Origin of the sequence: Marinomonas sp. TI.3.20, assembly GCF_038155025.1 — a bacterium.
In the GTDB taxonomy this organism is placed as follows: domain Bacteria; phylum Pseudomonadota; class Gammaproteobacteria; order Pseudomonadales; family Marinomonadaceae; genus Marinomonas; species Marinomonas flavescens.
In genome coordinates, this window is record NZ_JBAKAS010000039.1 from 1 (window position 1) to 12,222 (window position 12,222).

A 12,222-nucleotide genomic window follows, 5' to 3' on the forward strand; every position below is an offset into this window, starting at 1 on the left:
TTACATAGTAGGATACTACAGCCAAATCAGGCCGCATCAACACAATAGAATGTTGCCACCGAATAAAGCGGAAGAACTGTACTGGAGAAACTATAAAACCGTGGCCAGTTTTACTTGACCACTACAGCCGGATGTTTATGAAGATACTGCTTATAAAGTATGTAGCCTAAAAGCAGTAAAAAATGTATGTAAGCTTTCTACCTATCTACGAAGAGACGAAGAAAAATATTGATAACTATAGACATAGGAAATCATTACTGTATTATCTGCGCCCGTTGTCGAGCGAAGCTCATATGGCTCGTAAATGACTTGTTGGTTTCGCAGAGTGATTTTGTGACCATTTTTTTCAAAAATTGGTTTGCTGAAGTTATGCGAAAACATTAAGTTCTTATTTTTAGTCAATAAATTTTTAACTAAACTATTGATTTTTAATGAGAGTTAGTTAGAATCTCCCTCGTTGTTGGTTGAGGTGAGTTAAGGTTCTTTTGATTTATCGCCCTTACAAGGCGAATGTCGGGAGTTCGAACCTCTCCACACCCACCATCGCATCGATGTAAAAGATGAGTCTGCTGGGACTTAAAACAACATAGTGTTGGAGTGGTAGTTCAGTTGGTTAGAATACCTGCCTGTCACGCAGGGGGTCGCGGGTTCGAGTCCCGTCCATTCCGCCAATTACTTATTTAAGCAATAAATTATTGGTTAGTAGGGTTTAGCTTAATGCGGGTGTGTAGCTCAGTTGGGAGAGCGTCGCCCTTACAAGGCGAATGTCGGGAGTTCGAACCTCTCCACACCCACCATCGCATCGATGTAAAAGATGAGTCTGCTGGGACTTAAAACACATAGTGTTGGAGTGGTAGTTCAGTTGGTTAGAATACCTGCCTGTCACGCAGGGGGTCGCGGGTTCGAGTCCCGTCCATTCCGCCAATTACTTATTTAAGCAATAAGTTATTGGTTAGTAGGGTTTAGCTTAATGCGGGTGTGTAGCTCAGTTGGGAGAGCGTCGCCCTTACAAGGCGAATGTCGGGAGTTCGAACCTCTCCACACCCACCACTTACTAAACAGTGGGCCTATTGAGAGATAAGCGAGAGTTTTAGATTGTGTTGGAGTGGTAGTTCAGTTGGTTAGAATACCTGCCTGTCACGCAGGGGGTCGCGGGTTCGAGTCCCGTCCATTCCGCCAATTACTTCTTTTCTCAAAGAGGTGAGTTTGGCAAAGAGTTATTAGATATTCATATTATCTAAACAGTAAGTGTATAACTAAGTTAGGAAGCTTTTCCTAGCAATGTGCGTGACACCGGAAGTTCATAATTTCCCATCTAATAAGATGTAAAACCATTTTGCTTTTTAAGTAGAGCGGGTGTGTAGCTCAGTTGGGAGAGCGTCGCCCTTACAAGGCGAATGTCGGGAGTTCGAACCTCTCCACACCCACCACTTGATAAATTATATTTAAAAGTGTTTTACTCCTGTAAATCACCGATTTTATTGAGTTTCTAAATTTTCATTCTTGTCTAATATTTTATTTTCATCTCTCTCAAATAAATCAAAATATCACTTTAATTTTCCATGTGGCGAATCTGTGACCACCATGTGACCATTCTTAATATTCCGCTTTTCTGTATTTCTCATTAAATAACCATTTTAGTTATTTTTTAAGTGTTTTTTGACCTTCGCTTGTTTTGGTTTAGAAAAAAACCATGATGTACATGGTCACAATCATTCTGTGACCACATTGGTTGCTAAGTTACTTTAATGTATCTAAAGTGTATTTTTCTTTATCAGTGTAACTCACTGACTAATAAAGAAATTACTTGTTAGGGGATATTGGTCAGCGCTGTCGTAGTTAAAATCCCAATGTGATCAGAGTGCCAATAATAAGTCATTTTTTTGTTTATCGTATTTGAGTGAGTGTCCTCGTATTGAGCACTGGTGTATGGTTTTTACTCTTAATCAGAGGGGCAAGGAGTGGGCACTAATTACAACGCATTATTTCGTCAAATAGAGGTCATAATAGTTATACCAGATACTTCAGATGGTGTAGGGGCATAGTGAATTTGGTCGCCTGATTAGAGATGATAAACTCGCCTCATAACTTTACAGGTTAATCAAGAAAATCTAATTTTAGCCCTGAACTCCGTTTAGAAGCGGCACAGCTTGTTATAGAACAAAATTATAGTGTCTCAGAAGCAACTGAGGTGATGAGAATGGTGGAATCGACTATGAATAAATAGATTAGACAACTCCGCTCAGTAGTACGTGGCGAATTCCCAAAAATAACACCAATGACAGATGAGCAGCGTCGAATTCGCGAGTTAGAAAAGAAAGCTAAACGCCTTGAAATGGAAAAAGACATTTTAAAAAAAGTGTCCGCTCTTTTGATGTGGACAAGCTGAAAGGGTAGTGTGGTCAGCTTTCCAGTTTTAAGCAGACACTGTCTAACGACAACCCAGTAAAAAAAGCATGGATGTGATTTCATAAGCGCGGGTCGCTCATGTTGTACCAATGCAGCATACAGTGAGAGCCCAAACATCGTAGGTAGCAGGTACGGTTTTCTTCCTTTTCCAGCTTTTGGATAGAAGGGTTCTATCACCGCTTCAAGCTGATCCTACGGCATCAGTACATCCATTCGAGTTAAGAAAATCCATTACGTGTTTTGTTGCTGAATTCGCTGTCGGTAAAAGTGAGTTGATGTAGCATGGTCAGGCTCTAGGATTAAAACATGCGTGCGACTTATTCATATTTTCGCTTAGTAGAGCCTAGGTAATTAGTTTGTTGATAAAATATCCGTAGGGAAAAGAGGGGGGCTGAAAATAGCTTCCTTTATATCTTCTGAAATAGAATTATCGTCAGTAGGGAATAAGTCGCACTCATTAAGCTTTTGACGAATGTTGATGTTTTCACCTAAATATTCATGAAATACTCTCGAAGACACTGGTTGATGTGATATATCCGAAGTAGAGTAGCAGGTTATGCCTGAAAGGTTTTTATTTCCATGTTGATAGCTTGGTCTAGGCATTAAAATAGTCTCGGAAATTGCAGACTTTAGTTTAGATTCAAGTTCTGTGATGTAGATTCTTTCAGATATCATAAATACTATACCATCATATCTAAATCTAGCTGATTTTTTTATAGCCGGTGAATGAGACGTTAGGTTATCCACATGCCAATAGTAGAAGAAATCATCCTTTTTATATATTCTGATCAAAGACTTTAAGATATTCCCAGGAAATCCACCTGATAGAATATATCGATAATAGTACCCACAATATCGATCTAGGCCATATTTTGATGAGTTTTTTAAAATATCTAAATATGACGAAATAGCTTCAGGTGTATCATTTTTATTATTATTTATTGTCGATTCACTTATTAGTTTCTTAAAGTCAACAGAGTCTTTTATGATTTCATCTTGATCAACACCAAAAAAATCGCATATTGTCTTCAAGTTATTATAAGAAGGGAATGTGCTTCCATTAAGGTATCGATTAAATTGTTGTCTATTTATATTAGTTTTACGGCAGACATCTGAAATAGATTTGTAATAGCTACAAAGAGTCTTAAGGTTTTTTGAAAGGTTTTTAGATTCTTTGTCATTTGATATCACTATTTATTCCTAATCATTTTACTTTATAATTAAATTTATGAATTTTCTCATAGGATAGAGGAGTCACTAAAATCAAGTTTATACTTAGGAGCTTATAAATTCAACTTTACTATTTTATTCTTTTTGTAGCTATATATCGTGAACTTTATAGGTGGTTCAATACCGAATGACGAAACTAAGAGAGCCTAATTTTAACCCTGAATTCCGTTAAGAAGTCATGTAGCTTGTCCTAGACAATTATAGCGTCGCAACAGCTGTTGGAGCCATTGGAGGTATGAAATATGGGGTATCCAGAATTGCGAGGCGCATCGTCTAGTTCGCGAGTTAGAAAAGCAGATTAAGCGCTTTGAAGTGGAATATAACGCTATAAAAAGGCTTTTGCTCTTTTGGTGTCGAACGATCTGAGTGTTGCATAAAGAAAAATTTTGTTTATCACTTGTATCTCGTATTTAAGCTACCTAGTGTAAATCTAAGTAGTTACAGATATTGGGTGATGCAAGGGTTGATGAAGCATCTTCTGGGGATTGTGCTTGAAGAAAAAATGGAGCAGAGTTTTGAGTCCGTAAAGTCTCAGCGGGATCCTACTTTAAGTTATGTATGAATTCCAATATTCGATTTTCCGAAAATGGTTTCTGAGTATAGTTAGCTGTTTAAGAGCTATCACACTTCTCCCATAAGCTTTACGGCAAATAGATATGAACCTTATATCAATTCAATTAGTGTATAATGTTCTATATAACTTCATTTGGTTTCTATAGCTGGTAAAAATAGTGATAACAATAAAAAGCTTGGCAAAAAAATTAGGTGTATCCCACTCCACGGTATCTAGAGCTCTCAATGATCACCCTTCAATATCAGAAAAAACAAAAATAAGGATCAAGGCGGAGGCCGAAGTGCAAGGCTATGTGGTAAACCAAGCAGCAAACATAATTAAGAACGGTAATCTGAAAACCGTAGGGCTATTAATCCCTGACATAGATAATTCGTTCTATGCTAGGCTAACAAGCGCATTGACTGATTTTTTTCGAGAAGATGGTGTGAATGTGATTTTGTCAGTGACCAAAGATGACGAAAAGTTAGAAGAAACGGCTATTAAACAGCTTCTGTCATTACGCCCCGCTGCAATTTTACTGGTACCAAGTCCAAACATTACTGATGTGTCAATCGCAATGATCAAAGCGAGCAATGGCATTCAACTCATACGAAAAGCAATTAATGACGATGGCGTGTCGTTTATTGGCATTGACGATACAAAAAGTATGGGAGCTGTTGTTGATGAATTGTATGCAAAAGGGCATACACAAATTGCTTATTTGGGAAGAAAGTTAAATACCAGTACGGGTATTGAGCGTCTTCAGGGTTTTATTTCGGGTTGTGAGCGATATGGTATTCCAAGCAATATGACGTCCACATCCTTATACAGCCATACTGCAGTAGCTTCGGAGTTACAATCACTATTTAGCAAGCACCGGTTTTCTGCGATCATCTTTGGTAGTGAAGTGATAACCCAAGCTGCGTTGAAATATCTTATTGAACGTCAGCTTTTAGGAAGTGTAGAAGCGGTGCTTTTTGGTGGCCTTTCGTGGGGGGCGCAACTCAGCAAAACAAGCAGACTAACTCTACCACTCGATAAGATTGCGCAAATGTGTCATAAAATAGTTAAAGATCGCTGCCCACCATCAAGCGTTCGTTATGTGGGGCATTTTGACTCAACCTCATCTGCAGAGAATTATACGACTAGTAATAGCGCAACTTGATGAAATAAGCCGCGTTTGTATAGACACGGCTTTATGATTCAGAGGTAACATCTTTTTGAATTAATCTACTTTAATGATGCGTAGATTATTGGTCGAACCAACAGTATCAATCATGTCACCTTGGGTCACGATAATAAGATCGTCTTGCATTAGGTGATCTATCTCTTTTAGCGCAGCGACAGCTTGTGTGACAATATCTAACCCCGTACAGTCATGTTGAAAGAAGACAGGAGTTACACCACGGTATAAGGCAGCATTGTTTAAAGTATTTTCATTATTTGATAATGCAAAAATTGGCAGGCCAGAGCTGATACGGGACATTGTTAGAGCGGTACTACCGGATGCTGTCAAGGCAACAATAGCTTTAACACCCTCTAAGTGGTTCGCAGCATACATGGTAGACAATGCCACGGCCTCTTCTATCGAGGTGAAAGTGTGGTTGAGGCGATGTGCAGAGATGTTAATACTAGGCATTTTTTCAGCGCCCAAACAAACCTCTGCCATACTCGCAACAGTTTCCACTGGGTAGTCACCGACTGCAGTTTCAGCAGACAGCATAACGGCATCTGTACCATCTAGCACAGAGTTAGCGACGTCCATTACTTCGGCTCGGGTGGGCATCGGGCTGGAAATCATTGACTCCATCATTTGGGTGGCGGTGATCACATTGCGATATAGGCTGCGTGCACGACGGATTAGTCGTTTTTGCACACCTATGAGTTCAGGGTCACCGATTTCAACCCCCAGATCTCCGCGAGCGACCATGACGACATCGCAAGCAAGAATGATATCATCCATGTTTTCATCTGATTCAACCGTTTCAGCACGCTCAACTTTGGCGACAAGTTTTGCATTCAGGCCAGCCTCGCAAGCTAGACGACGGGCGTATCTCATATCTTCACCATTACGCGGGAAAGAAACGGCGAGATATTCAACCTTCATTTTGGCTGCTATAAAAATATCTGCTTTATCTTTATCTGTTAAGGCGTCAGCAGACAGTCCTCCTCCTTTCTTATTGATTCCTTTATTGTTAGACAACGGGCCTGCGACGACGACTACTGTATGGACTTTACCGCCATGAACGGACGTTACCTTGAGTTGCACGCGCCCGTCATCAAGTAGCAAAGTATCATTCGGCACGACATCCTTTGACAGTTCTTTATAGTCCAGTCCAACCTGCCATTGATCGCCTTCACCTTTTGGTAGGTCACTATCCAGTGTGAATTTATCGCCTATGGACAGTTGAATTTGCCCGTCTTTAAAGGTCGATATCCGAATCTTAGGGCCTTGAAGGTCGCCAAGAATAGCAATATGTTTTCCAAGTTTCGCAGCAATCTCACGAACTTGTTTCGCACGTCGAATATGCTCCTCAGCACTGCCGTGAGAAAAGTTCATACGAACAACATTAGCACCAGCTGCAATAATTTCTTCTAACTTGTTGTTTCGATCTGTTGCCGGGCCTAAAGTAGTAACGATTTTTGTGCGTCTAAGCCTGTTAGCCATTGAATACTCCGATATGTGGATAAAGTGGTGAGCGATTAGCCTTGATGAGTGGTATAAAAAGCCCGCTCCGTTTGCATTCTAATCATGATTGACTAGAGGCTTGATCGCAGAGCGGGCTTGTTGTTAGCTTTAACGCTGTGTTGTATTCACTTTAAACAGTTCTGCACCTTCAAATCGAGCAGCATCTCCTAATGCGCGTTCTATACGTAGAACCTCATTCCACTTGATCATACGTTCGCTTCGGGCAAACGAGCCCACTTTTAGTTGACCAGCATTTACTGCGACTGATAGATGTGAAATAAAGGCATCTTCTGTCTCACCAGAGCGGGCTGAAACAAGAGGTAACCAGCCGACATCTTGTGTCAGTCGGATAGCGTCTAAAGTTTCAGACACCGAACCGATCTGGTTCAACTTGATCAGGACGGAGTTAGAAGCTTTCGCTTCTATCCCATCTTTGATACGACCGATGTTCGTAGTGTAGAGATCATCACCTACGACTTGGGTTGTGTCGCCAACACGATTCATAAATTCGACCCAAGAAGAAAGGTCGTCATCTGCCAGTGGGTCTTCGATAGATATAACGTGATACTTCTCACACCAGCTCGCCATTAATTCAACAAACTCGCTGGATGTGAATGATTTGTTTTCTAGCCTGAAGTGATATTTACCATTACGGTACAAGTCACTAGCAGCAATATCTAGGGAAATGCTAATGTCTTTACCAGGTACGTAACCCGCTTTTTCAATCGCTTCGATCACAAATTCGAAGATTTCTTCGTGACTATCAAAGTTCGGATAGAAGCCACCTTCGTCGGCGATACCAACAAGCAGGCCGCGTTCTTTTAGTATTGCTTCAGCTGCTTCATACGTACGGAAAGTGGCTTCTAGCGTTTCCGTATAGTTTTTTGCGCCATTCACAATTAGTAGGAAGTCCTGTATGTCAGTACGCCATTGTGCGTGTGCACCACCACCTACTAGCTGAATTTCAGGAAGGGGCAGCAAGTTACCTACATTAGCATCTCCATGGTAGAGGTAGCTCAGATGTTTAAACAGCGGCTGCCCTTTGTTGGCCGCGGCCGCATTGGCACACGCCATAGAAACACCTAAGACAGCATTAGCACCTAATGATGCTTTGTTTGGAGTTCCATCTAAACGTAACATCGTATCATCGATCTCGCGCTGCGCGTCTGGGCTCATACCAATTAGAGCTGGGGCTATCTTGCTCGTTACATTATTTACCGCCTTGAATACCGATTTGCCATTGAACTTTGACTTGTCGCCATCTCTTAGTTCGAGGGCTTCATACTGACCGGTAGAAGCACCTGATGGAACCATGCCAACGCCTTTTACGCCATTGCTTAGCGTGACTACCACTTCAACAGTTGGTTTGCCTCGAGAATCGTAAATTTGATATGCGTCAATATCTTCAATCGTTGCTCTTTTTGCAGCCAGTCGATGTACAAACTTGTCAGTTAATTCGTGAAATGACTTAGGCATTGTTTTGATGAGCTGCAGCGCAATAGGCTCAATCATAGCCTTAGCCTGAGGCGTTAGGTACTCAGCTGGTGATTTTCCAGCAACGCGTGCCAGCAATAACATTGGCAGAAGCTCAACAATATCAGCGCTAATGTCTTCAAAGTTTTCTGTATATTCCTGTAGGCTTTTATGAGCAAGGTCGAAAAACGCCATGTTTTCTGTGTGCACGCCTTTCAGCAGCAAGTGGTTAATAAAGAACGCCATATCAAACGCCGGATTACCATACCAAGCAACTTCACAGTCAAGTAGTACTGAGCGATGGTCATCCACCAGAATATTCTTCGGGCTGAAATCACCGTGTACTAGGGCATACTTTTTACTCAGAAGATTCTCACAACGCTTATCAATTTGAGGAGCAAGGGATGGAAACTTCTCTTTCAGGTAGTAGAAGTAAGGTGAAACACGTAGCTCAATAAAATTCTCTGTGCTGTCAAATAAAGATTTCGCTTTCTGATCGTTCTTACTTTTCTTGTGAATATTTGCCAGCGCAGCTACAGCACGTAGTACAGCGTCTTCGTTAATAACCTCGTTTAGGAATTGCGTTTTCAGATTTTTGAAGTCACCACTCAGATACTCCATCAAGAAGAAGCCTGAATCTTCATCACCCTCCAGAACTGTAGGGACACATGCTGGTAAGAACTCGTTTACGTATTGAAGGTAGCGCAGCTCAAACTTATTACGCGACACATCAGCATGCCAATCAGCTTCAACTTTAAGTTTTTCCAAAGCCTGTTTAACGACAATTTTTTTGTCGCCGTCTTCAACCAGATAAATATCTGAAGACACGCCGCCCGTTAACGGGGTGAAAATTGATCCTTCAGTAACAACACCTGATTTTTCAAGTAGATCTTTTAATTCAAACATTACGATTATTCCTTAGAAAATTGAAAAGACACCAAAGATAAGAGTGGACGTAATAGCAAGTACCGCACCTGCTGCAATTTCATACGGTAAAACTTGCAGGCGTTCTTTGATCTGCATATTTACTGCCCCCGCACTAGAGTGGAAGAAGCTGCCATGTGGCATATCGCCAAGGACGGTAGCACCGGCGTGTATCATCGCACCAGCTGACAGGCCAGATACACCCAGCTGTAACAAGCTAGGGCCAAAGACATTGGATGCGACTGCAGCGCCCGCGGTGGTTGATGCGGTAGCAAAAGACATCAGCGCACCTGAAATTGGAGCTAAGACATAGGCTGGCAGACCAAACATATCAATCAGAGCTAACATATCTTGCTTTAATGTGGATACGGTTATTATCCCAGCCAGTGCACCTGTCCCCAACAGCATGATGCATACTGGGGCCATTTTGGCTAAACCTTGCGTTGAGTAGTAACCAATCTTGTCTTTTTTTCCCATTGCGAGAGCACCAATAACACCACCAACAGGCAGAGCGATCAGTGGGTCAATGTTAATGCCAGCAATTGGACGCAGAGCCAACAAGATGATGGCCGTGATGGGACCAATAATGGAGGAAAAAAATGAAGGCAGTAAATTAGTATCAGAATGAGACTCAAAAAATTGGTCATCAACAAGATCGGCACCACGTTTTTTGTTTATATACGTCGCAAGGAAGTAGCAGAATCCTATTCCGACGATCGCAGGGATAATACCGACAGCCATCACAGAGGTGAGAGGTAAGTTGAATGCATCAGCAATCGCAATCGAGTTAGGATTTGCAGAGCAAATATTACCTGCGTGCCCACATCCGATCATCATTAACAGGATACCTACTCGGCTATAACCCAATTTTTTTCCGATGGTAAGTGCCACTGGAGCAACGGTGATTACCGAGATATCGACAAACACGCCAACAGCAGTAAGGGTGGTAACAGACAGTCCGATAGCAAGCAGGGCAAATTTATCACCAAACTTATCGATGATAGTGTTTGCTATTCGAGAGGCCGCTCCAGATTCGATGAGCATCCCTGCTAACACACCTGCAGCACAGATCCGTAGTACAGCAGGCATGATGCCTTTGGCGCCATCGATCATCACGCTCACAGTCTCTGACAGTTCAAGGCCACCTACCAGGCCTCCAATAGCTGCACCCAACAGCATGCCGTATGCAGGTGGATAGTTTCTCAGTATCGAGACAATAGCGACCACGAGAGCAACTACTGTACCTAACAGGCTAACTTCTAACATTATGATCTCCTTTCTTATTTTTATGGTCACGTGTGCTTTAATGTTTATAAATATACGCACACGTGACCATTTTTACAATAAAAAAACAGTATATGCATAAGGTTTATCCATGAATTCTAATATTTTATTATTGTTATTAATAAGTTACGATTAAAACAAAGATCCCAAAAAAAATTTGTGATCTTAGATGGGATCAATTAGGGCTGCAAAGGTGTATAGCAGGCAGATAATAGTGATAGGTAAGTATCCTTCATATGAAATTTTAGGTTTAGTGCAGAAAGATTAAATAAAAGAATCATATTTCAACCAATTAGAATGAGTGTCAGATGTTGAATAAAACAAATATTTTCTTGGTTAGGCATGGTCAAACAACATGGAACGCTGAAGGCCGCCTTCAAGGCCAAAAAAACTCTGTGTTGACGGAGACCGGAAGGCATCAAGCAGCTCAAGCTAAAATGTCACTTGAGCAATATGAAATTCATAAAGCATTTGTTAGCCCTTTGCAAAGAGCGCAAGATACTTCCAAAATCATTTTGGAAGACAGAAACGTTGATGTTGTTATTGTCGAATCGTTAAAAGAGATCAATCTTGGCCCCTGGGAGGGGAAAACCAAGATGGAAACTCAGCAGTCGCATCCTGAACAATATCAACAGTTCTGGACATATCCAGGGCAGTTTAGGTTGCCAGGTGCCGAATCTTTCGAGCAGTTGAAATCTAGGGTAGTAGCAGCGTTAGATGATATTTTTTTAAAAGAAAAAGGTAAGAACATACTAGTGGTTTCACACTGGATGGTCATCAAAACAGCATTCGCGCATTACACTGCCACACCATTAAATGATTTGGCGAATATTCCAGATCCTAAAAATGGAGCCTTTATTGTGTTAGAAAAAAGCAATGGAGAAGAATTATCTAAAATTCGTGTTTTATGAAGCCTTTTCAGTAAGAATTTTGAGATGCTAACTGGGTAGTAAAACTGGCATTTAGTAAAAGCCAGAGATGCATGATGGACTTGAATTCAGGCTTATATAGGCTAATGGAAACAATTAAAGGTATAGGCCTTAATGGATACTGCTGATTAAAATAGATTTTCGAAGAATTTCTTTGTGAGCAAAGTGTGACTGACATTGAAACACTACAGTTTGGTTGCTGCATGTGTGGTTGTTCGCAACTTTTAAAGAATTCATATGAGGATATGATTATTACTTTGGTGATGGTTACTGTGTCAATTACATTATTGTTGTCATAAATTTTCACGAACTGAGATGCTATCGGTTTTCTAGTAAGCTCATGAGACATAAAAGCGTTTGTTCATAATGTGTAGAAGCGCAAGACTTTATTGATCTTTTAGTCCAGTATGAGAAACTTTTTATTAAGTTGTCGACTGTTTTTAGCTCGGGAATAGAATACTTAGCCAAGCTAAGATATTTCTCTAGATGATCAATATCAGACAAAATAATTCTCAGCACTTAAATACCATTATTTTAACGCTATCCAGAATATATGATAGGGGAGGGTGGATTTTTCCTTTAAGAAATAAAGTATGTTTGAATCAAAGGCAGGAAACCTAACATAAAAAAAGCCCCGTTTAAATAATAACGAGGCTAATGTAGATCAACGCAGATTAACGCAGATTAACGCGTAGTCATAAGAGTCGTAAGCTAAGCTTTAAAGCTCCGGC

At 40.9% G+C, this 12,222-nt stretch carries 6 protein-coding genes, 6 tRNA genes and 1 pseudogene; 8 read left to right on the plus strand and 5 right to left on the minus strand.

Going from position 1 to position 12,222, the window contains the following annotated elements; translation table 11 throughout:
• The first annotated feature begins 594 nt into the window (after positions 1–594).
• The 6 genes from V6259_RS19200 (at position 595) to V6259_RS19225 (ending at position 1,430) form a co-directional block, all read left to right on the plus strand.
• Positions 595–671: transfer RNA gene (locus V6259_RS19200), tRNA-Asp, on the plus strand.
• A 50-nt stretch (positions 672–721) separates the two neighbouring features.
• Positions 722–797, plus strand: a tRNA-Val gene (locus V6259_RS19205).
• A 50-nt stretch (positions 798–847) separates the two neighbouring features.
• Positions 848–924 (plus strand) — tRNA-Asp (locus tag V6259_RS19210).
• Positions 925–974: 50 nt separating this feature from the next.
• Positions 975–1,050, plus strand: a tRNA-Val gene (locus tag V6259_RS19215).
• Positions 1,051–1,102: 52 nt separating this feature from the next.
• A tRNA-Asp gene (locus V6259_RS19220) sits at positions 1,103–1,179 on the plus strand.
• A gap of 175 nt (positions 1,180–1,354) precedes the next feature.
• Positions 1,355–1,430 (plus strand) — tRNA-Val (locus V6259_RS19225).
• A gap of 1,050 nt (positions 1,431–2,480) precedes the next feature.
• On the opposite strand, the pseudogene V6259_RS20120 reads toward V6259_RS19225, so the two are convergent.
• Positions 2,481–2,693 (minus strand): annotated as a pseudogene (locus V6259_RS20120) (IS5/IS1182 family transposase); the annotation flags it as partial.
• A 67-nt stretch (positions 2,694–2,760) separates the two neighbouring features.
• Entirely contained in the window at positions 2,761–3,600 is an 840-nt protein-coding gene (locus tag V6259_RS19230) for a helix-turn-helix domain-containing protein (RefSeq protein WP_341585906.1), read from the minus strand.
• 770 nt (positions 3,601–4,370) lie between these two features.
• Between V6259_RS19230 and V6259_RS19235 the strand changes: the two genes are divergently transcribed.
• Positions 4,371–5,357 carry a LacI family DNA-binding transcriptional regulator gene (locus V6259_RS19235; RefSeq protein ID WP_341585907.1) on the plus strand — a complete coding sequence of 329 codons (987 nt, stop codon included), beginning with the start codon at positions 4,371–4,373 and terminating at the stop codon, positions 5,355–5,357.
• A 60-nt stretch (positions 5,358–5,417) separates the two neighbouring features.
• Here V6259_RS19235 and pyk read toward each other — a convergent pair whose 3' ends face one another.
• The 3 genes from pyk to V6259_RS19250 form a co-directional block, all read right to left on the minus strand.
• The gene (gene pyk / locus V6259_RS19240; RefSeq protein ID WP_341585908.1) at positions 5,418–6,860 is read right to left on the minus strand and encodes a pyruvate kinase; all 1,443 of its coding nucleotides are present in this window, start codon (positions 6,858–6,860) and stop codon (positions 5,418–5,420) included.
• Positions 6,861–6,989: 129 nt separating this feature from the next.
• Complete coding sequence (eno, locus tag V6259_RS19245; RefSeq protein ID WP_341585909.1) at positions 6,990–9,260, minus strand: phosphopyruvate hydratase; 2,271 nt, start codon at positions 9,258–9,260, stop codon at positions 6,990–6,992.
• Positions 9,261–9,272: 12 nt separating this feature from the next.
• Positions 9,273–10,544 (minus strand): GntP family permease, encoded by a 1,272-nt coding sequence (locus tag V6259_RS19250; RefSeq protein ID WP_341585910.1) that lies wholly within the window; start codon positions 10,542–10,544, stop codon positions 9,273–9,275.
• Between the two features lie 326 nt (positions 10,545–10,870).
• On the opposite strand from V6259_RS19250, the gene V6259_RS19255 reads away from it, so the two are divergent.
• Entirely contained in the window at positions 10,871–11,473 is a 603-nt protein-coding gene (locus V6259_RS19255) for a histidine phosphatase family protein (protein WP_341585911.1), read from the plus strand.
• The last annotated feature ends 749 nt before the right edge of the window (positions 11,474–12,222 follow it).

Excerpts from the sequence above, each read along its gene's own strand:
- pyk (WP_341585908.1), bottom strand. The coding sequence starts at position 6,860 with ATGGCTAACAGGCTTAGACGCACAAAAATCGTTACTACTTTAGGCCCG.
- eno (WP_341585909.1), bottom strand. The coding sequence starts at position 9,260 with ATGTTTGAATTAAAAGATCTACTTGAAAAATCAGGTGTTGTTACTGAA.
- V6259_RS19250 (WP_341585910.1), bottom strand. The coding sequence starts at position 10,544 with ATGTTAGAAGTTAGCCTGTTAGGTACAGTAGTTGCTCTCGTGGTCGCT.
- V6259_RS19255 (WP_341585911.1), top strand. The coding sequence starts at position 10,871 with ATGTTGAATAAAACAAATATTTTCTTGGTTAGGCATGGTCAAACAACA.